This is a genomic window from Streptomyces sp. NPDC055189, from assembly GCF_053606765.1.
In genome coordinates this window covers 131,152-154,913 of the sequence record NZ_JBSGSG010000003.1, presented here as the reverse complement: position 1 = coordinate 154,913, position 23,762 = coordinate 131,152, and the positions used below count along the sequence as shown (strand labels likewise).

At 70.4% G+C, this 23,762-nt stretch carries 22 protein-coding genes; 13 read left to right on the top strand and 9 right to left on the bottom strand.

The window, feature by feature from the left end; genetic code table 11:
• Nucleotides 1-8: 8 nt before the first annotated feature.
• From ACWFR3_RS03925 to ACWFR3_RS03910, 4 genes are read left to right on the top strand one after another with little or no spacing between them, the layout of a single operon-like run.
• Nucleotides 9-2,555: a sensor histidine kinase gene (locus ACWFR3_RS03925; RefSeq protein ID WP_453732938.1), complete on the top strand. Its 2,547-nt coding sequence runs from the start codon at nt 9-11 to the stop codon at nt 2,553-2,555.
• Entirely contained in the window at nt 2,552-2,986 is a 435-nt protein-coding gene (locus ACWFR3_RS03920; protein WP_453732937.1) for a roadblock/LC7 domain-containing protein, read from the top strand. The genes ACWFR3_RS03925 and ACWFR3_RS03920 overlap by 4 nt, the downstream gene beginning before the upstream one ends.
• A gap of 19 nt (nt 2,987-3,005) precedes the next feature.
• Nucleotides 3,006-3,419: a DUF742 domain-containing protein gene (locus tag ACWFR3_RS03915; RefSeq protein WP_453732936.1), complete on the top strand. Its 414-nt coding sequence runs from the start codon at nt 3,006-3,008 to the stop codon at nt 3,417-3,419.
• The gene (locus ACWFR3_RS03910; RefSeq protein WP_453732935.1) at nt 3,400-4,005 is read left to right on the top strand and encodes a GTP-binding protein; all 606 of its coding nucleotides are present in this window, start codon (nt 3,400-3,402) and stop codon (nt 4,003-4,005) included. The genes ACWFR3_RS03915 and ACWFR3_RS03910 overlap by 20 nt, the downstream gene beginning before the upstream one ends.
• A gap of 22 nt (nt 4,006-4,027) precedes the next feature.
• Here ACWFR3_RS03910 and ACWFR3_RS03905 read toward each other — a convergent pair whose 3' ends face one another.
• On the bottom strand, nt 4,028-4,456 hold the full coding sequence (locus ACWFR3_RS03905; protein ID WP_453732934.1) for a PPOX class F420-dependent oxidoreductase: 429 nt from the start codon (nt 4,454-4,456) through the stop codon (nt 4,028-4,030).
• 94 nt (nt 4,457-4,550) lie between these two features.
• On the opposite strand from ACWFR3_RS03905, the gene ACWFR3_RS03900 reads away from it, so the two are divergent.
• The 4 genes from ACWFR3_RS03900 to ACWFR3_RS03885 all read left to right on the top strand — a co-directional run bounded on the left by ACWFR3_RS03900 (nt 4,551) and on the right by ACWFR3_RS03885 (nt 6,933).
• Nucleotides 4,551-4,964, top strand: a complete 414-nt coding sequence (locus ACWFR3_RS03900) for a roadblock/LC7 domain-containing protein (protein ID WP_453732933.1) — start codon at nt 4,551-4,553, stop codon at nt 4,962-4,964.
• 109 nt (nt 4,965-5,073) lie between these two features.
• On the top strand, nt 5,074-6,030 hold the full coding sequence (locus ACWFR3_RS03895; RefSeq protein WP_453732932.1) for a DUF6397 family protein: 957 nt from the start codon (nt 5,074-5,076) through the stop codon (nt 6,028-6,030).
• A 355-nt stretch (nt 6,031-6,385) separates the two neighbouring features.
• Nucleotides 6,386-6,664, top strand: a complete 279-nt coding sequence (locus tag ACWFR3_RS03890) for a hypothetical protein (protein ID WP_453732931.1) — start codon at nt 6,386-6,388, stop codon at nt 6,662-6,664.
• A 17-nt stretch (nt 6,665-6,681) separates the two neighbouring features.
• Nucleotides 6,682-6,933, top strand: coding sequence for a hypothetical protein (locus ACWFR3_RS03885; protein WP_453732930.1), 252 nt, complete (start codon nt 6,682-6,684; stop codon nt 6,931-6,933).
• A 562-nt stretch (nt 6,934-7,495) separates the two neighbouring features.
• Here the strand turns inward: ACWFR3_RS03885 and ACWFR3_RS03880 are convergent.
• From ACWFR3_RS03880 to ACWFR3_RS03870, 3 genes are all read right to left on the bottom strand, one after another.
• Nucleotides 7,496-8,017: a tetratricopeptide repeat protein gene (locus ACWFR3_RS03880; protein ID WP_453732929.1), complete on the bottom strand. Its 522-nt coding sequence runs from the start codon at nt 8,015-8,017 to the stop codon at nt 7,496-7,498.
• A 132-nt stretch (nt 8,018-8,149) separates the two neighbouring features.
• Nucleotides 8,150-9,178: a LacI family DNA-binding transcriptional regulator gene (locus ACWFR3_RS03875; RefSeq protein ID WP_453732928.1), complete on the bottom strand. Its 1,029-nt coding sequence runs from the start codon at nt 9,176-9,178 to the stop codon at nt 8,150-8,152.
• The gene (locus ACWFR3_RS03870; RefSeq protein ID WP_453732927.1) at nt 9,171-9,332 is read right to left on the bottom strand and encodes a hypothetical protein; all 162 of its coding nucleotides are present in this window, start codon (nt 9,330-9,332) and stop codon (nt 9,171-9,173) included. The genes ACWFR3_RS03875 and ACWFR3_RS03870 overlap by 8 nt, the downstream gene beginning before the upstream one ends.
• A 346-nt stretch (nt 9,333-9,678) precedes the next feature.
• On the opposite strand from ACWFR3_RS03870, the gene ACWFR3_RS03865 reads away from it, so the two are divergent.
• The 3 genes from ACWFR3_RS03865 (at nt 9,679) to ACWFR3_RS03855 (ending at nt 13,570) form a co-directional block, all read left to right on the top strand.
• On the top strand, nt 9,679-10,677 hold the full coding sequence (locus ACWFR3_RS03865) for a glycosyl hydrolase (protein WP_453732926.1): 999 nt from the start codon (nt 9,679-9,681) through the stop codon (nt 10,675-10,677).
• A 139-nt stretch (nt 10,678-10,816) separates the two neighbouring features.
• Nucleotides 10,817-12,538 (top strand): carboxylesterase/lipase family protein, encoded by a 1,722-nt coding sequence (locus ACWFR3_RS03860; RefSeq protein ID WP_453732925.1) that lies wholly within the window; start codon nt 10,817-10,819, stop codon nt 12,536-12,538.
• Nucleotides 12,539-12,667: 129 nt separating this feature from the next.
• Nucleotides 12,668-13,570, top strand: a complete 903-nt coding sequence (locus ACWFR3_RS03855; RefSeq protein WP_453732924.1) for an NADP-dependent oxidoreductase — start codon at nt 12,668-12,670, stop codon at nt 13,568-13,570.
• Between the two features lie 120 nt (nt 13,571-13,690).
• On the opposite strand, the gene ACWFR3_RS03850 is transcribed toward ACWFR3_RS03855, so the two are convergent.
• Entirely contained in the window at nt 13,691-14,596 is a 906-nt protein-coding gene (locus tag ACWFR3_RS03850) for an acyl-CoA thioesterase (RefSeq protein ID WP_453732923.1), read from the bottom strand.
• A 122-nt stretch (nt 14,597-14,718) separates the two neighbouring features.
• Nucleotides 14,719-17,262, bottom strand: coding sequence for a DEAD/DEAH box helicase (locus tag ACWFR3_RS03845; RefSeq protein WP_453733019.1), 2,544 nt, complete (start codon nt 17,260-17,262; stop codon nt 14,719-14,721).
• A 114-nt stretch (nt 17,263-17,376) separates the two neighbouring features.
• On the opposite strand from ACWFR3_RS03845, the gene ACWFR3_RS03840 reads away from it, so the two are divergent.
• Nucleotides 17,377-18,171 carry a metal-dependent hydrolase gene (locus tag ACWFR3_RS03840; protein WP_453732922.1) on the top strand — a complete coding sequence of 265 codons (795 nt, stop codon included), beginning with the start codon at nt 17,377-17,379 and terminating at the stop codon, nt 18,169-18,171.
• Between the two features lie 24 nt (nt 18,172-18,195).
• On the opposite strand, the gene vph is transcribed toward ACWFR3_RS03840, so the two are convergent.
• From vph to ACWFR3_RS03825, 3 genes are read right to left on the bottom strand one after another with little or no spacing between them, the layout of a single operon-like run.
• Entirely contained in the window at nt 18,196-19,086 is an 891-nt protein-coding gene (vph, locus tag ACWFR3_RS03835) for a viomycin phosphotransferase (RefSeq protein ID WP_453732921.1), read from the bottom strand.
• A complete protein-coding gene (locus tag ACWFR3_RS03830) occupies nt 19,079-20,860 on the bottom strand; it encodes an ABC transporter ATP-binding protein (protein WP_453732920.1) in 1,782 nt (593 codons plus the stop codon). The genes vph and ACWFR3_RS03830 overlap by 8 nt, the downstream gene beginning before the upstream one ends.
• Complete coding sequence (locus ACWFR3_RS03825) at nt 20,857-22,713, bottom strand: ABC transporter transmembrane domain-containing protein (protein WP_453732919.1); 1,857 nt, start codon at nt 22,711-22,713, stop codon at nt 20,857-20,859. The genes ACWFR3_RS03830 and ACWFR3_RS03825 overlap by 4 nt, the downstream gene beginning before the upstream one ends.
• Nucleotides 22,714-23,008: 295 nt before the next feature.
• Between ACWFR3_RS03825 and ACWFR3_RS03820 the strand changes: the two genes are divergently transcribed.
• Nucleotides 23,009-23,743: a L,D-transpeptidase family protein gene (locus ACWFR3_RS03820; RefSeq protein ID WP_453732918.1), complete on the top strand. Its 735-nt coding sequence runs from the start codon at nt 23,009-23,011 to the stop codon at nt 23,741-23,743.
• Nucleotides 23,744-23,762 lie beyond the last annotated feature (19 nt).

Here is a 23,762-nt window from a genome sequence, read left to right as displayed (position 1 = left end):
AGGAGGCCATGCGCACACCCCGTAAGACCCCCGACCCGGCCGACGGAACCGTGCCGCCCACGCCCGGCGCCCCGGCACGTGGCCGCCGCGCACACGCGGGTGAGCCCGCCGACGAACGGCCCGCCGCGAAAGCCTCCGCGGAGTCCGGACCGCACGCACCCTCCGCGCGCGGGCGATCGTGGGGGCCGCGGCCCCGCACCGTCCGAGCCAAGATCGTCTGCCTGCTGATGGTGCCGGTCGTCTCCCTGCTCGCCCTATGGGGGTACGCCACCGTCAGTACCGCTCAAGACGTGGCGCACCTGCGACAGTTGCAGCGCGTCGACGACAAGGTGCGCGGCCCTGTCGATACGGCCGTCGCCGCACTGCAGGCCGAGCGGGCGGCAGCCGTGCGCTACGCGACCGAGCCCGCGCCCGAGCGGGGCAGCGAACTCAAGCGGCAGGCAGAGGGTACGGACCGCGCGGTGGCGAAGCTGCGCCGCGGCGAGGGCCGCACGGTCGCCGACGGCGCCGACCTGCCCACCGGCGTGGCCTCCAGGCTCGCAGGCTTCGTCGCCGCGGCCGAGGGGCTGGGCACGGTGCGCACCGACGTGCTCGACCGCCGCACGGGCTGGGATGCCGCCTACGGCCAGTACACGAAGACCATTTCGGCCGCCTTCGGAGTCGGCGGCGCGCTCACCGGCATTCAGGAGGCCGAACAAGGCTCCCACGCGCGCGTGCTGCTCGAATTCTCCAGGGCCGCCGAGATGCTGGCGCGCGAGGACGTCATCCTGTCCAGCGCCCGGCTGGAAGGCTCCCTGGACGGGGAGCGGCTGCGGCGGTTCACCGGTGCCGTCGACACCCGGCGGACCCTGACCGACGCGGCGGTCCCGGATCTGCGCGGACCCGAACGAGCAACCTGGCAGGACCTCGCGGAGGGAAGCGCGTACGCCGACGTGCGCGCCGTCGAGGACAAGGTGCTCGCCGCACCTCCCGGTGAAGCCGCCGCCGCGGCACCGGCCGCACAGTGGGACAGCGCCCACGCCGCGGTTCGCGATGATCTCCGCACGATCGACGCGGGGGCGAGCCGCAGTGCCGCCGGCCGGGCCGACCCCTTCACCCGCGGCCTGCTCACACCGGCAGGCGCCGCGGTCCTCTTCGGCCTCCTGGCCGTCGTCGCCTCACTGGTCATCTCCGTACGCATCGGGCGCGGCCTGGTCGTCGAGCTGGTGAGCCTGCGCAACGGCGCCCTGGAGATCGCCCGCCACAAACTCCCGCACGCCATGAGCAGACTGCGCTCCGGCGAGGAGATCGACATCCACGCCGAAGCGCCTCCCGGCCCGCCGGCGGAGGACGAGACGGGGCAGGTCTACGAAGCGCTCGGCACGGTGCACCGGGCGGCCCTGCACGCCGCCATCGAGCGCGCCGAACTCGCCAGCGGCATCTCGGGAGTCTTCGTCAACCTCGCCCGCAGGAGCCAGGTCCTCGTCCACCGCCAGCTCAGCCTCCTCGACAGCATGGAACGCAGGTCGGACGACCCGAACGAACTCAGCGACCTCTTCCGGCTCGACCACCTCACCACCCGGATGCGGCGGCACGCCGAAAGCCTGATCATCCTCTCCGGAGCCGCGCCGGGACGCGCCTGGCGCACGCCCGTCTCCCTGACCAACGTGGTCCGTGCGGCCGTCTCCGAAGTCGAGGACTACGCGCGCGTGGAGGTACGGCAACTCCCCGCCGCCGCGATCGTCGGCACCGCCGTCGCCGACCTCACCCACCTCCTGGCCGAACTCGTCGAGAACGCCGCCCAGTTCTCACCGCCCCACACCAAGGTGCGGGTCAACGGAGAGCCCGTCGGCAACGGCTACGCCCTGGAGATCGAGGACCGCGGCCTGGGCATGGGCACCGAAACGCTGGCCGATGCCAACAGCCGCATCGAGCAGTCAGAAGCCCTCGACCTGTTCGACAGCGACCAACTGGGGCTCTTCGTGGTGAGCAGGCTCGCTGCGCGACACGGGGTCAAAGTGCACCTTCGTACGTCCCCCTACGGCGGTACCACCGCGGTAGTCCTCCTGCCCACCGCACTGCTGCAGAGCGCCACACCGGAGAGTCCCGGAGCCCACACCATGGAACGTGACCGCGAACAGAACGGGCACGCGCGCGTGCCCGAAGCCGCACCGATGAACGGCAATTCCGTCCCCGCCCCGGCAGCCCGTCCGGCCCTGGCCCCCTCGGCGGAGGCGCCGGTGACCACACCCCCGGGCGTCACCGCACTGCGCCCGCACAAGCCCCCGGCCACAAAGCCCGACAGCGCCCCGAAGCCTGCGGACGACCTCCCGCGCCGCGTGCGCCAGGCCAGCCTGGCCCCCCAACTGCGCGAGCGGCACCCCGACGATCCGCCCGGATCCGTGAGCGTGCGCGAAACCGCCGAACGCAACCCCGACGAGGTTCGGGACCGCATGACCGCCTACCGCGACGGCTGGGCCAGGGGCGGCGGTCGCCGACCGGGCATCGTCGGCGCGGTCCCCGACATCCCGGGGTCCGCACCGGCCAGTGACAGCACCGAAGGAGACCCCGCATGATCCAGGATCAGAGCATCACCGCCGGCCGGGCCGGCGAACTCGACTGGCTCCTCGACGACCTGGTGCTGCGCGTCGGCGAGGTACGGCACGCCGTGGTGCTGTCCAACGACGGGCTCGCCGTCGGCGCCTCGACCGCCCTCACCCGCGAGGACGCCGAGCACCTCGCCGCGGTCGCCTCCGGATTCCACAGCCTCGCCAAGGGCGCCGGCCGGCACTTCGGGGCCGGGGGAGTGCGCCAGACCATGGTCGAGATGGACGACGGCTTCCTGTTCGTGGCCGCGGCGGGCGACGGCTCCTGCCTGGCCGTACTCAGCTCCGTGACGGCCGACATCGGACTGGTCGCCTACGAGATGGCACGCCTGGTCAAGCGGGTGGGCGAACATCTCTACACGCCCTCACGCTTCGCGCCGCAACCACCGGCCGCCGGATGACACAGGGCGGTCGACGCAGATGACCGAGGACAGAAGCGGCGACCCGCGCGACGCGGGCAGCCAGTGGTACGACCACGAGGCCGGACCCTTGGTCCGCCCGTACGCGATGACGGGCGGACGTACCCGGCCGGGACCCACCGGAGTGCGCTTCGACCTGATCGCACTCGTCACGCTGGACGAGAACGCACCGGGACCCGGCGACGACACCGCGCTCGGCCCCGAACACCGGTCGCTCATCGAACTCTGCCGCACCGAGACGCAGTCGGTCGCCGAGCTGGCGGCCGACGCCGACCTGCCCGTCGGCGTGGTCAGGGTGCTGCTCGGCGACCTGCTGGAAATGGGCTGCGTGCAGGTGAGCCGACCCGTGCCACCCGCACAGCTGCCCGACGAGAAGATCCTGCGAGAGGTGATCGATGGGCTCCGAGCACTCTGACGCCGACGGCGGCGACACGACCGCCATGGCGTTGAAGATTCTGGTCGCGGGAGGCTTCGGGGTGGGCAAGACCACCCTCGTCGGCGCCGTCAGCGAGATCCGCCCGCTGCGCACCGAGGAACTGCTCAGCGAGGCCGGCCAGCTGGTGGACGACACCGGGGGAGTGGACCGCAAGACCACCACGACCGTCGCCATGGACTTCGGCCGCATCACCATCAGGTCGGGCCTGTCGCTGTACCTCTTCGGTACACCCGGGCAGGACCGTTTCTGGTTCCTGTGGGACGAGTTGTCCCAGGGCGCGCTCGGTGCCGTCGTCCTCGCGGACACCCGACGGCTCGAGGACTGCTTCCCCGCCGTCGACTATTTCGAGCACCGGCACATCCCGTTCGTGGTGGCCGTCAACTGCTTCGCGACCGCGCGTACGTACGGTGCGCACGAAGTGTCACGGGCCCTGGACCTCGACCGCGGCACCCCCGTGGTGCTGTGCGACGCGCGGGACCGCGATTCGGGAAAGGAGGTGCTGATACGCCTGGTCGAGTACGCCGGGCGGATGCATACCGCCCGGCTGCTCGACACGGTGGGCTGAGGCCGGACCGCGGGCCGAGGCGTCAGTCGGCCACGCCGGCCAGAGCGACCACCTTGTCGATCCTGACGCGTACGAGGAGTTCGCCGGGCACGCCGTTGCGCGCGCCGAACTCCTCGGCGCGCCCCTCACCCATATAACGGGCGGCGAGCCGGGTCGCCCAGTGCCGCACCTCCTCGAGATCGTCGCTCAGCCGGGCCTGCCCCTGCAGGACGACGAACGCGAACGGAGGCTTGTCGTCGTCCACACATAGGGCGATGCGCCCGTCCCGCGCCAGATTCCGCCCCTTGACGGTTTCCGTCCCGGTGTTGAACACCAGCTTGTCCCCGTCCAACAGGAACCAGATAGGTGCGATATGTGGGCTGCCGTCCGCCCGGACGGTCGACAGCTTGCCGGTGCGGGTGCCCCGGGAGACGAAAGCCCGCCACTGGTCCTCGGTCATCTTCTGTGCCATGTCCTCATCATGCTTGCCGGAGCGCCGATGGTGGGGAAGGCTGGCAGGTCAGATCCTCCGGCCAGGGGGAACAGCGAGGCGGGGAGACGGGAACATGGTGCAGAACGCGGGGCTCGGTTGGCTGCTCGACGATTTGACCAAACGCATGGAGCCCGTGCGGCACGCGCTGGTGCTGTCCAACGACGGCCTGGTGACCGGCGCGAGCTCGGAACTGAAGCGGGAGGACGCGGAGCACCTCGCCGCTGTCTCCTCGGGTTTGCACAGTCTGGCCAAGGGATCGGGACGGCACTTCGGTGCGGGCAACGTCCGCCAGACGATGATCGAGTTCGATGACGCGGTGCTGTTCGTCACCGCGGCCGGCGACGGCAGCTGCCTGTGCGTCCTCAGTTCCGCGGAGGCGGACATCGGCCAGGTCGCGTACGAGATGACACTGCTCGTCAACCGAGTGGGCGAGCATCTCGGCGTGGGCGCCCGGCACCCGGACCGGACCTCGATAGTGGACCTCTGACCTGCTGAAACGGCGGCGTGGCGAGAGTTATCCACAGGCTCGGCGCCGATCGCGGTGATCGCGCTACGGTTTTCCCGAGAGCAAAGACGCCTCACGGGGGAGAACCACCATGACAGGTCACACGATCACGCAGGAAGCCGCCGACACGGCAGCGCCGACCTCGGTCACGCAGAGCCGCGCGGCACGGGAACTGGGTCTGAAACGCGGGGAGTTCGAGCTCGCCGTGATGCTGGGGCGCATCCGCACCGTCGGCGACACCGCCGGCGGACGGCGCCACGTCACACGCGAGGAGATCGAGCGCGTCCGTGCCGGGGAGGGCTTTCCCGAGGCATGGCTGGAGCGCATCAAGGCCGTGGGGACCACTGAGGGCGCGGCCCTCATGGACATCTCCACGGCCCGGTTCACCCGGCTTGCGCGGACGGGGTTCGTCACGCCCGTGAAGTTCTACCTGAACCGGTATCGGGCGGTCGTCTGGCTCTACCTCGCCGAGGAGCTACGCGAGTTCGCCCGCTCCGAGGCCAACGCCGCCCTCCTCACCGGTCGCGCTTCCGGCACGCTCCGCGCCCAACTGGAGGCGGGTGTCGACCTGCGGGCACGGAACTGGCGGGGCCGCCACGCCGGAGCGCTGCTGCGCCAGTCCGACGACCCCTGGGAGCGTGCCGCTGCGGTGGCCTCTCTGCTCGACCCGGTCCAGATCGCGGAAATCATCAAGGACCCGTACGAACGCGCCTATGTACACAGGCTCATGCCCGCATCCTTCGGCCAGGGCGCACCCGAGTCACCGGCGGGACGGATCATCCAGAAGATCACGACAGCGGACGACCCGGACGAGATCCGCTGGCTGCGAGCGAACCTGACCATCGGCCTCTCCCGGGCTCGGGGAGAACGCCCGGCACCACGGCCAGCGCCGCGGCCCGGCCTTGGCGCGGGCCCCGCTCCCGAGCTGCGTGAAGAACTCGCGCCGGATCACGCGGCACCGCCTGCCGCGCTGCCCCGCGAAGAGATGCTAGAACGGGTGTCGGAGCCGCGAGGCCTGCTGAAGTGGATGCGCCGCAGGGGAACCTAGCCGGGCGGGCGCGCCTGTCAGCCGGACACGGGTAGCGCCCCTGGACGGTGCTCGGTGGTGGGACGGTAGAACAAGCAGTCGGTCTGCCGCCGTCACGACGACGCTCCCGTCGGGCAGGACCGCAGCGAGGAGCAGCATCAGAACGTGCGACACGTCCAGTGTCGGCCCCGGCAGCAGCCGGGCCGGCGGGGCCTCGGCGGAGAGATCGTCCATGCCCGGTGCTACGACGGCACCCGCAGCTGGATACCGAGAGTCCGCAAACGTCGTGATACCCGGCCGCCCGCCCGGCCGGGCGGTACGCTCCGACTGTCAACCTGGAATCACGAACCGTGAATCCCAGATCCGGGAGGCAGTGATGACCGACAAGCCGTGGACCATCGACCGCATCCATGACGCTCTCGGCGCTCCCGCACTGGCCGCACGCTTCCTCAGCGAGATCAACAAGGCTCCGGCTCACGAGCTGTTGCCCGCCTTCGCCCGCTGGCAGCGCATCGCCGAGAACCTCGAAGCCGCCTTCGACGACGAGAGCGTCGATGCGGCCCGCCGCGGCGAGGAACCCCCTGGCGAATGGATCGACGGCACGCAGCGCCTCGACGAAGCAGCTGCCCGGATTCGCTCACGCGGCGCCGCCTGACCTGACACGCTTACCGCGTGTTCAGCCTCCGCCACACTGCGGCAGTCCGGGCCGTGTGGGACTCGCTTCCCGACGGCGCCCGACGCGAGTTCGAGGATGCCCTCTGGCTAGCCTGCGAAGACCCGTACAAGAACACCCGGTCCCGCAGCGATGACGAGCGCGATGTAGAGCGCATTCTTGCTCTGCAGCACACCGTCGCCGCCATCCTGCTTATAGACGCGAAGCCTGTTCAGCGCCTCTACATCCGCAACCTCGACTACTTCGACTGAGATGCCGCACGCCCCCGCCGGGACTCCAGAGCGGGGGGCGTCTTGTTGCCTGCGGACCACAGCGGGACCATCACCGTGCGGGGGGCCGACAGCAACAGACGACCGTCGACTGTCCGGCGTGCCGCGGGACCGAGCAGGTCGGCACGCTGCAGGACAACGAGGACGAGGGGCAGCCGGACGACGAACCGACAGTCACAGGAGCAGGCGCGACTGCCTGGACGCCGCCCCGCCGGGCGACACCCGCGAGTAGCTGCCCGACGGCATTTTCCGCCGGATCGAGTCGCGGGCGTACACGTCCACGGCGCGCGAGCCGCGCAGGCCCTGACCAAAGCAGCCCGGGCAGCTCTGTGACTGCGCCTGTCACTGAACGCGGCAGTACAGCCGGACTCTCCGCGCGGACGGTAGCGCGCTCACGCAACACTGCCCGCCGTTCTGCCTGGCGAAGAGACGAATGTGCGGGCGTCGGAGCCGCGGGGCCTGCTCAGGTGGATGCGCCGTAGGGGAGCGCAGCCAGAGGGGTGCGCGTGGCAGCCGATCGGGGGACGCGTCGTGGGAGGTGCCGCTATACGGTCTCGTCGAGATCCTTGGCGTAGTGCTCGATCGCGGGGCGGTAGACGGCGATGTCCGGGTTCTGGCTCGTGGTGGCGAGCAGGGTCAGCAGGATCTCCATCGCGTCGTGCGCTTGGCCGGTGTTGTAGAGAGCCATGGCCAGGAAGGTCTTGAGCGCGGCGTCGTCGGGGAACTCGGCCACCGCGTCGGTCAAGGTCGTGACGGCTTCCGGATAGCGGCCCAGGACGCGGTAGGTGCTGCCCAGGCCCAGGAGCGCTCCGCGGCGGTCATCGGGCGACAGACCTGGATCAGGCCCCTCGACCGCGCGCACGTAGTGGGGCACAGCCTCGGCCTCCAGGCCGAGCGCGTCGTGCACCCACGCGGTCTGGTAGGCCACCTCCGGGTCCAGGGGGAACTGATCGCACAGGGCGAGCAGTTGCTCCCGCGCCTCTTCGCGGCGACCGTCCGCGCGCAGCCGAACGGCTTCGGCGAGCAGCCGGTCGCGGTTTCCGGTCGTGTCCTCGTCCTTGGTCAATGCCCCGTTCCTCTCTGGATGTCGGCCTCTCCCAAACGATCGGAGGCACTCATGTCGACCTGGCCCGAATGGATCCGCACCCTACGGTCCGGCGAACCCCGGATCTCTGTGGCCCTGGAACGCAATCGATGCTCACTGGCGTTTCGGTGGTGGGCCCGTGGAACCCCGTGGGGTGAAGGTGGGCGTGGGCACCTGGTGAGGGGCGACGCGTTTGCCGGACAGGACCTCGTAGAGGGCGCGGGCGACGTCCGCGCCGAATGCGTGGATGTCGTGGCTCATCGCGGAGAGCGGCGGGTGGGTCAGCTTGCACAACTGCGAGTCGTCCCAGGCCAGCAGAGAGATGTCGGCGGGGACGCGCAGGCCCATCTCGGCGGCGACGGACAGCCCGGCGACAGCCATCAAGTCGTTGTCGTAGATGATCGCCGTGGGCCGCTCGGCCGCGGTGAGCAGCGAGCGTGTGGCCCGTGCGCCCGACTCACCGGAGAAGTCCGTGGCCAGCTGTCGGCCCTCCGGAAGCCCCAGGTCCGCCATCGCCGCGGTGAACGCGGTGGCGCGGATCACGCTGTGCCCCAGTTCGGCCGTGCCGCCGATGCGGGAGATGGAGCGGTGTCCCAACGCCGCGAGATAGCGCACGGCTTCGGTGATGGCTGTGGTGTCGTCGGTCCACAGCGACGTGAACGGCCCGGTCAGCGAGGGATGGGCGACGGCCACCACCGGCATCCCGAGCTGAGAGAGGGCGGGTACCCGAGGGTCGTTCTCACGGAAGTCGACCAGGATCGAGCCGGCGATCTGTCCGGATCGCCACCAGCGGCGCTGGAGCTCGATCTCCTCGTCCGGGCTCTTCACCAGGCGCAGAAGAAGTGCACCCGAGTGGTCGGAGAGCACGCTTTCCAGTCCGGAGATGAACTCCATGTAGAAGGGTTCGAGGCCGAGTTGGCGGGCCGGACGGCTGATCGCGAGACCGATGGTGCCCGTCCCCTGCTTGTTGAGCGCCCGAGCCGAGAGGTTCGGTTCCCATCCCATCGACCGGGCGACCTCCAGGATGCGGGACCGCGTCGCCTCCGACACTCCTGGCTTGTTGTTGAAGGCCAGCGAGACGGCGGCTCGTGAAACCCCGGCGCGGGCGGCGACGTCCCGGATGGTCAGCCTCTGCTCACTCATGCGGGCTCCAGCCGCGTACGCCGATCGTCACGCTCTTGTCAGGCGGCGGCGCCGCGGTTCCTCGGTCAGCCGTGGGCGCGAGTCGGTAGGCCGAGGGCTCGATTCGGTCGGCCTGAAGCAGCAGGTCACGCGGCAGCGTGCGGGCAGTCACCACGATGTCGACCCTATCCCCGTGCCGGACGTAGCGGACGTGCCGGACCAGGTCCACCCCATCGGTGCCGTCCGTGTCGGCGAGCGTGTCATCTGCTGCAGCCTCCAGGGGAGTTGCGGGCGGCCCTGGCGCGACCCGCCGAGCTTGGCGCACAACCTAGACAGGTTTTCCAGGTCCCGTCCATAGACCGGTCCAGTTTGGCTTCACTTGCAATATCAGCACACTCACATGACATTACTAAACCTTTGCTTAATTTGGTGGACATCTAGACAACGTTGTCCCGGGTGTGCAGAGTGTGCGATCGACCGCGGGCCGCCCTGGCTCGTGTCCCCGACAGAGGGGCTTTCCCATGCGCAGAAAACGCATCGCCGCGTTTGTCACAGCCGCGCTCCTGGCGCTGTGCCTCAGTCCCGACACCGCTCAGGCTCTCCCCAGCAGTTCCAAGCAGCAGGTGATCAATTACCTGCGTTCCATCACGGGGTCGAACGTCGTCTCCGGCCAGCACAACAAAGAGCCCGCAAGCAACCCCGGCCAGTACACCCAGCAGGTCAAGGACGTCACCGGGCAGTACCCCGGCCTGTGGGGCGGGGATCTGATGTTCCGGGCCGAGGACGTCGCCAATCGGCAGCGGGTGGTCGATCAGGCCAAGACGGAGTGGGCCAACGGTTCGCTCGTGGCACTGACCTGGCATGTGTGCCCGCCGACCATGGGCAGTTCCTGCGAGTTCGACGGTGGCGTCAAGTCCAGCATCACCGACGCCCAGTTCTCGCAGATCGTCACCAACGGCACGGCGTTGAACAACGCCTGGAAGCGCCGGCTCGACGAGGTCGTCCCGTATCTGCAGCAGCTGAAGTCGGCAGGAGTGCCCGTCCTGTTCCGGCCGCTGCACGAGATGAACGAGAAGTGGAACTGGTGGGGTAACCGGCCGGGAGCCAACGGCGGTGCCCGTCTCTACCAGATCACGCACGACTACCTGGAGAGCAAGGGCCTGAACAACCTCATCTGGGTGTGGAACGTGCAGGACAACCCGGCGGGCGGCTGGGCCAACTACTACCCCGGGAACAATTACGTCGACGTCGCCTCGCTCGATGTCTGGTACAAGAACTACCCGAGTACAGCCGACTACCAGCAGCTGCAGAACATCGCGGGAAGCAAGCCGATCGCTCTGGCGGAGATGGGCAAGGTCCCCAACTCCTCGCTGCTCAACAGCCAGACTCGCTGGTCGTACTTCATGATCTGGTCCGAGCAACTGCGGGGGAACAACACCAACGCCGAGATCCAGGCGGGCTACTTCCATCCGCGCGTCTTCAACCAGGGCGAGGTGAAGCTCCCGGCCGCCGCCAAGTGACGCCCTGACCCACAAGTACCGGCCGCCTACTCGGCCTCCCCGCGTGCGGGGCCGGGGCCCCCTGCCCGGACCCCGGCCCCGCACCTCCTGCACCTCCCCCCGCCTCCGCCCCTGCCGCATCCGCTTTGGAGAGGACCAGGTGAGACATTCATCCGCGCTGCCCACCCGCAGCCGCCGCCTGCTGACCACCGCCGCCGCGCTGTTGGGCATCGCCCTGTCCACGGCCGCCGCCGCGCCACCGACCACCTCACCGACCACCCCACCGGCCCGGTCCGATTCGGTGAGCACGGTCCGGGCGAGCACCTCTCAGGCCGCGCCAGCTCCCGCTCCCGTTGCCGCCGCCACCTCCCCGACAGTCCGCACCAAGCAGGGCCGCATCCAAGGCCGTCGACTCACTGACACCGGTACAGACACCGGTACCAACGTCGGCACCGCCGTCGATTTCTTCGGCAAGATCCCCTACGCGGCCGCCCCGACCGGCTCCCTCCGCTGGCAGCCGCCCCAGCCACCCCGGTCCTGGAAGGGGATACGGGATGCCGGCGCACCCAGCCCCGCCTGCCCGCAGACCGAGAACAGCAATGGGCCCCGATCAGAGGCGGAGGACTGCCTCTACCTCGACGTGTGGCGCCCGGACACCGCGGCCGCACGGGCCGGCAAGGCGCCGGTGCTGTACTGGATCTTCGGGGGCGGTGGCATCAACGGCTCCGGCAGCCAGTACGACGCCCGGAAGCTGGCCGCCGAAACGGGCAGTGTGGTGGTCACCGTCAACCACCGTCTGGGCTGGCTGGGATTCCTCGCCCTGCCCGAGCTGAGCGCGGCTTCACCCGACCGGACTTCCGGACAGTTCGGGTTCCAGGATCAGATCGCCGCACTCGGCTGGCTGAGGAAGAACGCCGCGGCCTTCGGGGGCGATCCCCGCCAGGTCACCGTGGCGGGGCAGTCCGCGGGCGGGCGCGCAGTCTGCAGGCTGCTCACCTCGCCACAGGCCACCGGACTGTTCCAGCGCGCCGTCATCCAGAGCGGCGCCTGCAACGCCGACGCACTCGATCCCAGGGAACGCGCGGGGACGTCCTTCGCCGACGCCGTCGGTTGCGGCGAGGAGCAGTCCAGGGCCGCGACTCTCGCCTGCCTGCGCGGCAAGAGCGTGAGCACCCTGATCGACCGGCCCAACCCGCCCGGCGCCCCCACCATCGGCGGCACGGCACTCCCGCGCGATCCCCAACAGGCCATCGACAGCGGGCGGTTCACCCGCGTCCCCGTCCTCGTCGGCAACACGCACGACGAGAACCGCCCTTATCCCGGCATCAGCCAGCCCGCCACAGCGGCCTCGCTCAAGGCGTGGATCGCCCGCACGTATCCGGCGGTGGCAGACGAAGTGTCCCAGCAGTACGCCGCCATGGAACCCGCGGACGCGGCAGGCGCCATCGCCTCTGACACCGACCGGGTCTGCCGTGCCTGGAAGATCGAGAACGCGCTGGCCCGGCACACCAAGGTGTACGCCTATGAGTTCAACGACTTCACCGCCCCCGCCGAGGCCGAGACGCCGGGCTTCGCCTGGGGCGCGTACCACACGACGGAGCTGGAGTACCTGTTCAACTTCACCCGCTCCGACGGCTCCCCGAAGTTCCTCACCGGCCTCAACGGTCGTCAGGAGAAGCTGGCCCGCGAGATGCGCGACGGTTGGGGAGCATTCGTCAGAGCCGGGACACCGGTCTCGACTTCGGTCTGGCCGGTGTACCGTCCGGGCCGCCATCCCGCAGTGCTCCAGTTCCAGCCGTCCGGCTCCCGTGTGACCCGCACCTTCGCCGAAGACCACCGCTGCGGCTTCTGGGACGAGCACGGACTGATCAAGCTCAGCTGATCCCGGCTGCAGCATCCACCCAACTGCGCGCCCTCCAACTGCGCGATCCCCGAGCTGGCGATCCCCAGCTGTCGATCCCCGTCCAACGCGTAGGTTCGAGCCACACAACTGTCGAGAGCGGAGTGAATGATGAAGGTGGCTCGTTTCGATGAGTTCGGGGGCCCGGAGGTCCTCGAACTCGTGGATCTTCCCGACCCGCACCCGGGCCCCGGCCAGATCCGGATCGCCGTCCGCGCGGCCGGCGTCAACCCGAGCGACTGGAAGAAGCGCAGAGGCCTGATGGACGAAGGGCTGCCGCAGAGCATGGGATACGAGGCCGCGGGCGTGGTCGACGAGCTCGGCGAAGGCGTTGCGGACGTGGCCGTCGGTGACCGCGTGTTCGGCTTCACCGCAGAGGAAGGGGCCCAGGCCGAGCTGGCGGTGCTTGCCCACTACGCGCCGATCCCGCCGTCGCTCGACTTCGCCGGAGCTGCCGCACTGCCGGCCGCCATCGAGACAGCCACGCGCGCACTCGACCAGCTCGGCGTCGGGGGCGGCAGTTCGTTCCTGGTCAACGGCGCCTCGGGGAGCGTCGGCAGCGCCGCGGTCCAGCTCGCCGTGGTGCGCGGTGCACGCGTGATCGGCACCGCAAGTCCGGCGAACCACGACTACCTCCGCTCACTGGGAGCCGAGCCCGTCGCCTATGGAGAGGGCCTTGTCGACCGGGTGCGCGCGCTCGCGCCCGATGGCGTCGACATGGCGCTCGACGTCGCAGGGAGCGACGTCCTGCCGGAGTTGATCGGGCTCGCGGGCGGCCCGGAGAACGTCGTGACGATCGCCGACTTCGCAGGGGCGCAGAAGTACGGCGTGACGTTCAGCCGTGGGGACAGCGGCCGCGCGCTGCACGCGCTCGCCGGGATCGGAAAGCTGATCGAGGCCGGGCACTTCTCGCTTCCCGTCGCGCAGACCTTCCCACTCGCCGAGATCGCAGAAGCGCATCGTGTCGGCGAGGAGGGTCACGTACGAGGGAAGCTCGTGCTGCAGGTCGGCTGAAGGGTCCGCCCTCGGCCGCACCGAGGCCCCCCTCGCTCAGACCCCCCTGGCTCACGCCCCCCCACAGACCTGGCTCACGCCCCCCGCAGACCCGGCTCACGGCCCTCCCGCAGACCTGGCTCACGCCCCCGCGGACGGCCGCCCGTCCATGTGCCGCTCCCCGTACGCCCGGAAAAGCCCTTCCTGTACGACCGAGACAAGGAGCCTGCCCTCGATGTCGTAGATACGGCCGCGCGCGAGACCGCGGCCGCCCGTCGCGATCGGGGATTCCTGGTCGTACAGGAACCACTCGTCCGCGCGGAAGGGGCGGTGGAACCACATGGCGTGGTCCAGCGAGGCCATGTCGAAGTTCCGCGGACCCCACAGCGGCTCGACCGGGATGCGGACGGCGTCCAGGAGCGTCATGTCGCTGGCGTACGTCAGTGCGCAGGTGTGGACGAGCGGATCGTCGCCGAGCGGGCTGACCGCGCGCATCCAGACCGCGCTGCGCGGCTCGGCGTCCTTGATCTCCTCGGGCGTCCAGCGCAGCCGGTCGACGTAGCGGATGTCGAAGGGCTGGCGCCGGGCCATGCGCTCCAGCTGCTCGGGGAGTGCACCCAGGTGCTCGGTGATCTCCTGGGCGACCGTCGGCAGCGTCTCGGGATCGGGAGCCGTGATGCGCGGTGGCAGCTGGTGCTCGAAGGCACCTTCCTCGGGCTGGTGGAAGGAGGCCGTGAGGTTGAAGATGGTGCGGCCCTGCTGAACCGCGGTGACACGGCGCGTGGTGAAGGAGCGCCCGTCCCTCACCCGCTCGACCTGGTAGACGATCGGTACGCCCGGGCGGCCCGGCCGCAGGAAGTACGCGTGCAGCGAGTGCACCGGGCGCTCGCCCTCGGTGGTGCGCCCGGCGGCCACCAGGGCCTGCCCGGCGACCTGCCCGCCGAACACCCGCTGCAGGGATTCCTGCGGGCTGCGGCCGCGGAAGATGTTGAGCTCGATCTGCTCCAGGTCCAGCAGGTCGACCAGCCGGTCGGCGGGATTGTTCATGACGGTTCCTCGACTCCAGGTCCGGACGGGGAAAAGCTCGGGCGGTCGGCGGTCGGCGGTCAGTGCTTAGCGCTCAGCGCTCAGCGCATAGCGCATAGCGCTCAACACTCAGCGTTCGGCGGTCAGAGCTGGCCGACGTCCGTGACCCGGACGACGGCGCGGCCCTCCTCGTCGGAGGCCGCGAGATCGACCTCCGCGCTGATGCCCCAGTCATGGTCGCTGTTCGGGTCGGCGAACGTCTGCCGGACGCGCCACAGACCGTGCTCCGTGTCCTCCTCGATGAGCAACAGCTTGGGGCCGCGGGCGTCGGGACCTGTGCCGAGATCTTCGTACTCGTCCCAGTACTTGTCCATGGCCGCGCCCCAGGCGTCCGCGTCCCAGCCGGAATCGGCGTCCAGTTCGCCCAGCTCCTCGACGTGGTCGAGGGCGGCGAGCTCGACGCGGCGGAAGAGGGCGTTGCGGACCAGGACGCGGAAGGCGCGGGCGTTGGCGGTGACCGGCTTGACCTGGTCAGCCTTCTCCTGGGCCTCCTCGGCGGTCATCACCTCGGGGTTGGCCAGCTGCTCCCACTCGTCGAGGAGGCTGGAGTCGACCTGGCGGACCATCTCGCCGAGCCAGGCGATGAGGTCTTCCAGGTCCTCGGACTTCAGGTCGTCCGGGATGGTGTGCTCGAACGCCTTGTACGCGCTCGCGAGGTAGCGAAGGACGATGCCCTCGGTGCGGGCGAGCTCGTAGAAGGACGTGAACTCAGTGAAGGTCAGCGCCCGTTCGTACATGTCGCGGATCACGGACTTGGGGGAGAGCGGGTGGTCGCCGACCCACGGGTGGCTCGTCTTGTAGGTGTTGTACGCGTGGAAGAGGAGCTCCTCCAGAGGCTTGGGGTAGGTGATGTCCTGGAGCCGCTCCATGCGGTCCTCGTACTCGACGCCGTCCGCCTTCATCAGGGCCACGGCCTCGCCGCGTGCCTTGTTCTGCTGGGCGGCGAGGATCTGGCGCGGGTCGTCGAGGGTGGACTCGACGACGGACACCATGTCCAGGGCGTACGAAGGGGATTCCTGGTCGAGCAGGTCGAAGGCGGCAAGCGCGAACGTCGACAGCGGCTGGTTGAGCGCGAAGTTCTGCTGGAGGTCGACCGTCAGACGCACGATGCGGCCCGAGGCGTCGGGCTCGTCGAGCTTCTCCACCACTCCGCCGTCGAGCAGCGAGCGGTAGATGGCGATCGCGCGGCGGATGTGCCGCAGCTGCTGCTTGCGCGGCTCGTGGTTGTCCTCGAGCAGGTGGCGCATCGCCTCGAAGGCGTTGCCCGGACGGGCGATCACCGAGAGGAGCATCGTGTGCGTGACGCGGAAGCGCGAGGTCAGCGGCTCGGGCTCGGAGGCGATGAGCTTCTCGAACGACGCCTCGGTCCACCCCACGAAGCCCTCGGGCGCCTTCTTGCGCACCACCTTGCGGCGCTTCTTGGGGTCGTCGCCCGCCTTGTTGAGGGCCTTCTCGTTCTCGATGACGTGCTCGGGCGCCTGCGCGACGACCAGGCCCGCCGTGTCGAAGCCCGCGCGTCCCGCGCGGCCCGCGATCTGGTGGAACTCCCGGGCGCGCAGAGTGCGTACGCGCGTGCCGTCGTACTTGGTGAGGGCGGTGAAAAGCACCGTGCGGATCGGGACGTTGACGCCGACGCCGAGGGTGTCCGTGCCGCAGATGACCTTCAGCAGGCCGGCCTGCGCCAGCTTCTCCACGAGCCGTCGGTACTTGGGCAGCATGCCCGCGTGGTGCACGCCGATGCCGTGGCGCACGTACCGCGAGAGGTTGCGGCCGAACTTGGTGGTGAAGCGGAAGTTGCCGATCAGGTCGGCGATCTTGTCCTTCTCCTCGCGGGTGCACATGTTGATGCTCATCAGCGACTGCGCGCGCTCGACGGCCTGTGCCTGCGTGAAGTGGACGATGTAGACCGGCGCCTGCTTGGTCTCCAGGAGCTCGGTGAGCGTCTCCGTGATCGGCGTCAGGCGATATTCGTACGAGAGCGGGACCGGGCGTGTCGCGGAGCGGACCACCGAGGTGGGGCGTCCCGTGCGGCGCGTCAGGTCCTTCTCGAACATCGAGACGTCGCCGAGCGTCGCGGACATGAGGATGAACTGCGCCTGCGGCAGTTCCAGGATCGGGATCTGCCAGGCCCAGCCGCGGTCGCCCTCGGCGTAGAAGTGGAACTCGTCCATCACGACCTGGCCGATGTCGGCGTCCTTGCCGTCCCGCAGCGCGATCGACGCGAGGACCTCGGCCGTGCAGCAGATGACGGGCGCGTCGGAATTGACGGAGGCGTCACCGGTCAGCATGCCGACGTTCTCGGTGCCGAAGAGCTTGCACAGGTCGAAGAACTTCTCCGACACCAGCGCCTTGATCGGAGCCGTATAGAAGGTGACCTTGTCCTGGGCGAGCGCCGTGAAGTGCGCGCCCGCCGCGACCAGGCTCTTTCCGGAGCCGGTCGGCGTCGACAAGATCACGTTGGCTCCGGAGACCACCTCGATCAGCGCCTCCTCCTGAGCCGGATAGAGGGTGATGCCCGTCTCCTCGGCCCACGAGGAGAAGGCTTCGAAGAGGGCATCGGGGTCGGCATCCGGCGGCAGCTGATCAATAAGTGTCACACCCCCATCTTGCCTCTCTTCCCACCCGATCAGGGAACCGGTTCCGACCCGATGAGGGAACCGGCGGTCCGAACGAAGATCACGAACGCTACGCTGAGTGGCCAACGGAGCGTCAGCACAACGGGAATGGGGCGGGGAACAGCCATGATGGGTCCGGCACACTCACTGTCGGGGGCGGCGGCCTGGCTCGGCGTCGGAGCGGCCGCGGCTGCGGCGGGGCACACGATGCCCTGGCCGGTTCTCCTCGTCGGAGCCTTGATCTGCGCCGGAGCGGCGCTCGCACCCGACCTCGATCACAAGTCGGCGACCATCTCGCGAGCCTTCGGACCCGTGTCCCGGGGCCTGTGCGAGATCGTCGACAAGCTTTCGGCGGCCGTCTACAAGGCGACGCGCAAGCAGGGCGACCCGCGCCGCGCGGGAGGGCACCGCACCCTCACGCACACCTGGCTGTGGGCGGTCCTCATCGGCGCGGGCTCCTCCGCCCTGGCCATCTTCGGCGGACGCTGGGCGGTCCTGGCGCTGCTCTTCATCCATATGGTGCTCGCCATCGAAGGCCTGCTGTGGCGGGCCGCGCGCGGGTCGAGCAGCGACGTCCTTGTGTGGCTGCTCGCCGCGACGAGCGCCTGGATCCTGGCCGGAGTGCTCGACAAGCCCGGCAACGGCGCGGACTGGCTGTTCACCGCGCCGGGCCAGGAGTACCTGTGGCTGGGTCTGCCGATCGTCCTCGGCGCCCTGGTGCACGACATCGGGGACGCGCTCACGGTCTCCGGCTGCCCGATCCTGTGGCCCATCCCCATCGGCCGCAAGCGCTGGTACCCCGTGGGCCCGCCGAAGCTGATGCGGTTCCGGGCGGGCAGCTGGATCGAGCTGAAGGTCCTGATGCCGGCCTTCATGCTGCTCGGGGGAGTGGGCGGCGCGGCGGCGCTGAACTTCATCTGAGGGGGCGGGCGGGTGCTGGTTGCCTTACCTGTATCCCGCAAGGCCGTCCGCCAGCTCCGCCTCGTCCTCGTCGTGGAACGCGGACAGCGCCTGCTGCAAGGCGAAGGTGCCGTGGAGCGCGGCGGCGCGCGCGGCGATCCCGTCGTCGTCCTTCGCCCGGCCGCCGTACATGCTCAGTGCGAGTACCCGGTCCATCAGCCCCTGGCCGTAGCCGGCGCCGATTGCCGCCAGGTCTTCGGCCGGGTCGCCGAGCGCGACCTCGTCCCAGTCGACCACTCCGCTGAGTCGCGGCCACCCCTCGGGGTCCTCCCACAGCACGTTCTCCCCGCCGAGGTCGCGGTGCACCACCGCCCCGGTGAGGCGGGGGAGGGCATCGAGCGCCGCCAGCTCCCGCTCGGCGCGCCGCCGTCCCGCCTCCGACATGAGGCCGAACAGATCCGCGCGGACGTCCGCCGCGAACCGCCGCCATTCGTCCTCGCGCGCATGCGGCAGCGCAGCCCGTACGCCGGTGTCGGTGCCCGCCTCGGCGAGCGCGGCCAGCAGCTTGGCGTACTGCGCCGCCACCGACTCGGCCACCTCGGGGCGAGCGAGGACGCCGTCGGCCAGGGGCGCTCCGGGGATGCGGCCGAGCACCAGGTACGGCGGCTCGTCCGTGCCGGGGGCGCCGCCCGCGAGCAGTGGCTCGGGCGTGCGGAAGCCGAGGTCGAGGCCGGCGAGCACGCGCAGGGCGGCGGCCTGCCGGGGCAGCCGGGCGGCTGCCGCCTCGGTGCGGGCGAAGCGCACCACCCGCTCCGAACCGATCACCACCTGGTGGAACTGCCCCTGGATCAGGGGAAGTTCCACCACCGTCTCGCCCGGCAGCAGGCGCCCCAGCAGCGCCCGGTTGGCGCTGACCGCGCCAGGCGGCCTATCCATGCCAGGACCGCCACAGCGCCGCGTACGCACCCCCCGCCCCCACCAGCTCGTCATGGCTGCCCAGCTCGCTGATCCGGCCGTTCTCGACGACGGCGATCACATCCGCGTCGTGCGCGGTGTGCAGCCGGTGGGCGATGGCCACGACCGTGCGGCCGTCCAGGACGCGCGCGAGGGAGCGCTCCAAGTGGCGTGCCGCGCGCGGGTCGAGCAGGGAGGTCGCCTCGTCCAGGACCAGTGTGTGCGGATCGGCGAGGACCAGGCGGGCCAGCGCGATCTGCTGGGCCTGCGCCGGGGTGAGGGCGAAGCCGCCCGAGCCCACCTCGGTGTCCAGCCCTTCGCCCAGCGCCTTCGCCCAGCTGTCCGCGTCGACCGCGCCGAGCGCCGCCCACAGCTCGGCGTCCCGCGCTCCCGTCCTGGCGAGCAGGAGGTTGTCGCGCAGGGAGCCCACGAAGACATGGTGCTCCTGGTTGACCAGGGCCACGTGGGCGCGGACCTCCTCCGCGGGCATGGCCGACAGTTCCGCGCCGCCCAGCGTCACGTGACCGTCCCGCGGGGCGTAGATCCCGGCGAGCAGCCTGCCGAGCGTGGACTTGCCCGCGCCGGACGGGCCGACCAGGGCGACGCGTGAGCCCGGCTCGACGGCGAGGGACACCTCGCGCAGGACGTCGACGCCCGCGCGGTAGCCGAAGTGCACGTCGTCCGCGAGCACGTCGCGCCCTTCGGGCGCGACGGAGGTGTCGCCCGCGTCCGGCTCGATGTCCCGCACGCCCACCAGGCGGGCGAGCGAGACCTGGGCGACCTGCAGCTCGTCGTACCAGCGCAGGATGATGCCCAGCGGATCTACGAGCATCTGCGCGATCAGGGCGCCCGTGGCCAGCTGGCCGACGCCGATCCAGCCCTGCAAAACGAACACGCCGCCGACCATCAGGACCGAGCAGAGCACGACGGTGTGGGTGAAGGTGATGACCGGGAAGAGCACGGAGCGCAGGTAGAGCGTGTGCCTCTCCCATGCCGTCCATTCCTTGACGCGGCGCTCGGACAGCTCCACGCGGCGTTCGCCGAGCCGGTGCGCCTCCACCGTGCGCCCCGCGTCGATGGTCTCGGCGAGGGCGGCGGCGACGGCGGCGTACCCGGCGGCCTCCGAGCGGTAGGCGGCGGGCGCCCGCTTGAAGTACCAGCGGCAGCCGACGACGAGCAGGGGCACGGCGATGAGGATGGCGGGTGCCAGCGGTGGCGCGGTCACGGCGAGGCCGCCGATCAGGAGCGCGGCCCACACCACGCCGATAGCCAGCTGCGGCACCGCCTCGCGCATGGCGTTGGCGAGCCGGTCGACGTCCGTGGTGATGCGCGACAGCAGATCGCCCGTCCCGGCCCGCTCGAGCACGCCCGGCGGCAGCCCCACCGAGCGGACGAGGAAGTCCTCGCGCAGATCGGCCAGCATCCGCTCACCGAGCATCGCGCCGCGCAGCCGCACCTGATGGACGAAGAAGGCCTGCACGACGAGCGCGACGGTGAACAGACCGATGGTGCGGCCCAGATGGAGGTCGCGTGCGGTGTCCGTGACGTTCTCGACCAGGTCGCCCAGGAGGTAGGGACCGGCCATGGAGGCGATCACGGCAAAGGTGTTGACCGTGATGAGCAGGGCGAACGCCCGGCGGTGCCGCCTGACCAGTTCGCGTACGTAGGCTCCGACCGTCGCGGGCGCGCCGACGGGCAGGGTGTCCGCGGTGGTCGGGGCCGCCGGGTCGTACTCCGGTGGCGCCAGGCCGATCATGCCGTCTCCTCGATGTCGATGTCGGTCTTGATGTCGGTTGCCGTGCCGGGCTTGGTGGCGGACTTGGTGCCGGCCCGGATGCCGCCCGGCGCCTTCGGCGCCTGTTCCTCGTCCGTCTCACGCGTCACGACCGCCCGGTAGCGCGGCTCGCTGTGCACCAGCGCACGGTGTTCGCCCACCGCCACGACCTCGCCCTCGTGCAGGAAGACCACGCGCTCGGCCCGGTCGAGTAGCAGCGGCGACGAGGTGAGGACCACGGTCGTACGGCCCTTGCGCAGCCCCTTGATGCCCTCGGCGACCCGCGCCTCGGTGTGCGAGTCGACGGCGGAGGTCGGCTCGTCGAGCACGAGGACCCCGGGGTCGGTGATCAACGAGCGTGCCAGCGCGAGGCGTTGGCGCTGCCCGCCCGACAGGGAGCGTCCGCGCTCGGTGACATGGGCGTCCAGCGGGGCCTCGTCCACCGAAGCCTGCGCCAGGGCGTCCAGGACGTCGGCGCACTGCGCGGCCCGCAGCGCCTCGTCGGCGCTGACCTCGCCCGATGCCGGTACGTCCAGGAGGCCGCGGAGCGTGCCCGAGAGCAGCACCGGGTCCTTGTCCTGTACGAGGACGGCGGCACGGGCGGTGGCAAGGGGCACCTCGTCGAGCGCGACCCCGCCGAGCAGTACGGAGGGCAGTTCCTCCGCGTCGTCGAACGCGGCGTGCCCGCCCAGGCGTTCGGCGAGCCGGCCCGCCTCGTCCGGGTCGCCGCACACGACGGCCGTCAGACGGCCCGAGGGAGCCAGGAGCCCGGTCGCCGGGTCGTAGAGATCCCCCGAGGGCGTCTCCGTACTGTCCGGAAGCCCGCCCCCGGCGTGAGTCGTGCGCTGGAGCGCGAGCACCCGGGCGGCGCGCTTGGCCGAGGGGCGCGAGAAGCTGTAGGCCATCGCGATCTCCTCGAAGTGCCGCAGCGGGTAGGTCATCAGCGTGACCGTGCTGTAGACGGTGACCAGTTCGCCGACGGTGATCCGTCCTTCGCGGGCCAGGTTGACGCCGTGCCAGACGACCACGATCAGGAGCAGCCCCGGAAGCAGCACCTGGACCGCCGAGATCACCGCCCACATCCGGGCGCTGCGCACGGCGGCCGTACGCACCTCCTGCGAGGCCCGGCGGTAGCGGTCGAGGAAGAGGTCCTCGCCGCCGATGCCCCGCAGCACCCGGAGGCCCGCCACGGTGTCCGAGGCCAGTTCGGTCGCCCGCCCGGCCTTCTCCCGCTGGTGGTCGGCGCGCCGGGTGGCGCGCGGAAGCAGCGGAAGCACGGCAAGGGCCAGCACCGGGACGCCGATGGCGACGACGATGCCGAGGGCGGGCTGGTAGATGACCACACCCACGCAGACGAGCACGACGGTGAGCGCGGCCGCCGCGAACCGCGAGACCGCCTCCACGAACCAGCCGATCTTCTCGACGTCGCCGGTGGATACCGCGACCACTTCACCGGCGGCGACGCGCCGCGTGAGCGCGGAGCCGAGCTGCGCGGTCTTGCGGGCGAGGAGCTGCTGGACGCGGGCGGCCGCGGTGATCCAGTTGGTGACCGCCGTGCGGTGCAGCATGGTGTCGCCCAGGGCGATGGCGATGCCGAACAGAGTCATCGCCACGCCGGCCACCGCGAGCCGTCCCCCGTCGCGGTCGATCACGGCCTGTACGGCCAGGCCGACGAGGTAGGGGAGCGCCGCGATGGAGCCGAAGTGCAGCAGACCCCAGGCGAGTGACTTCAGCTGGCCGCCGAGCTGGTTCCGCCCGAGCCAGCGCAGGAAGTGAGGGCCCGAACGGGCATCCGGCATGCCCGGGTCGGAGAAGGGAAGATCGCGAATCTGCATGACGTGTGACGTCCCGGGGTCGGTGTCGGAGTCGGAGTCTCGGAGTGGTGGACCGTCGGTTCGGCGGAGCGTGCCGGCGTGAACGGACGGTCGTGATCTGCCAGTAGTGATCGGCCAGTAGTGATCGGTCACGGCGGAAGGGGCGATTCAGCAGCGGTAACAGGCCGTGAAAGGTTCGCCTCGGACGGTGGTGCGAAGCAAACGGTTTTCCGTCGGGGAGTAAAGATTCGGCCCCTTCTCCGCCCGCGGCCGGGCGCCGGAACGGCTTGCGTGATCCGGGTGCGACCATGGACGGATGCGTATAGCTGGTGCGGTGCGAGCGGTGGCTGCCTTCGCGGCCTGCGGTGTTCTTCTGACGTCCTGCGGAAGCGGGGACGACGGGGCGGACGCCGGAGGAAAGGCGGGCACGGACCGGGCGAAGGGTGCCGAGCCGTCCGCCACGACCGACCTCAAGCGCATCCCCGACGTCGGTGACCGCCTCCAGAAGAAGATCCCCGCGAACTCCCGGCAGGTCGTCGCGGTCTACGGGGAGGGCGAGGACTCGGCGAAGTCCACCGTCGTCCTGTACACGAAGTCGGGCTCGACCTGGGACAAGACCCGCAGCTGGGACGCGCACAACGGCAAGAAGGGCTGGACGACCGACCACCGCGAGAACGACAAGCGCAGCCCGGTCGGCGTCTACACCCTCACCGACGCGGGCGGCGTCCTCGCCGATCCGGGCGCCGCACTCCCGTACACCCAGAGCGAGTCGATGCAGGCCCCGCACTACTGGGCCAAGTCGCACTGGCACGACTTCGACTACGTCATCGCCATCGACTACAACCGCGCCAAGGGCACCCCGCCCAACGACCCGACCCGCCCCCGGGGCCAGTCCAAGGGCGGCAGCATCTGGCTGCACATGGACCACGGCAGCGGCACGTCCGGCTGCGTGAGCCTGTCGAAGCAGGGCATGGGCTACCTCCTCAAGAAGCTCGACCCGAAGCAGCATCCGGTCGTGGTGATGGGCGACAAGGCGAACCTGAAGGCCTGACCCCGCGCCTCGCCGAGCC

Coding starts and splice junctions, on each gene's coding strand:
- ACWFR3_RS03925 (WP_453732938.1), top strand. CDS start 9: ATGCGCACACCCCGTAAGACCCCCGACCCGGCCGACGGAACCGTGCCG.
- ACWFR3_RS03920 (WP_453732937.1), top strand. CDS start 2,552: ATGATCCAGGATCAGAGCATCACCGCCGGCCGGGCCGGCGAACTCGAC.
- ACWFR3_RS03915 (WP_453732936.1), top strand. CDS start 3,006: ATGACCGAGGACAGAAGCGGCGACCCGCGCGACGCGGGCAGCCAGTGG.
- ACWFR3_RS03910 (WP_453732935.1), top strand. CDS start 3,400: ATGGGCTCCGAGCACTCTGACGCCGACGGCGGCGACACGACCGCCATG.
- ACWFR3_RS03905 (WP_453732934.1), bottom strand. CDS start 4,456: ATGGCACAGAAGATGACCGAGGACCAGTGGCGGGCTTTCGTCTCCCGG.
- ACWFR3_RS03900 (WP_453732933.1), top strand. CDS start 4,551: ATGGTGCAGAACGCGGGGCTCGGTTGGCTGCTCGACGATTTGACCAAA.
- ACWFR3_RS03895 (WP_453732932.1), top strand. CDS start 5,074: ATGACAGGTCACACGATCACGCAGGAAGCCGCCGACACGGCAGCGCCG.
- ACWFR3_RS03890 (WP_453732931.1), top strand. CDS start 6,386: ATGACCGACAAGCCGTGGACCATCGACCGCATCCATGACGCTCTCGGC.
- ACWFR3_RS03875 (WP_453732928.1), bottom strand. CDS start 9,178: ATGAGTGAGCAGAGGCTGACCATCCGGGACGTCGCCGCCCGCGCCGGG.
- ACWFR3_RS03865 (WP_453732926.1), top strand. CDS start 9,679: ATGCGCAGAAAACGCATCGCCGCGTTTGTCACAGCCGCGCTCCTGGCG.
- ACWFR3_RS03855 (WP_453732924.1), top strand. CDS start 12,668: ATGAAGGTGGCTCGTTTCGATGAGTTCGGGGGCCCGGAGGTCCTCGAA.
- ACWFR3_RS03850 (WP_453732923.1), bottom strand. CDS start 14,596: ATGAACAATCCCGCCGACCGGCTGGTCGACCTGCTGGACCTGGAGCAG.
- ACWFR3_RS03840 (WP_453732922.1), top strand. CDS start 17,377: ATGATGGGTCCGGCACACTCACTGTCGGGGGCGGCGGCCTGGCTCGGC.
- vph (WP_453732921.1), bottom strand. CDS start 19,086: ATGGATAGGCCGCCTGGCGCGGTCAGCGCCAACCGGGCGCTGCTGGGG.
- ACWFR3_RS03830 (WP_453732920.1), bottom strand. CDS start 20,860: ATGATCGGCCTGGCGCCACCGGAGTACGACCCGGCGGCCCCGACCACC.
- ACWFR3_RS03825 (WP_453732919.1), bottom strand. CDS start 22,713: ATGCAGATTCGCGATCTTCCCTTCTCCGACCCGGGCATGCCGGATGCC.
- ACWFR3_RS03820 (WP_453732918.1), top strand. CDS start 23,009: ATGCGTATAGCTGGTGCGGTGCGAGCGGTGGCTGCCTTCGCGGCCTGC.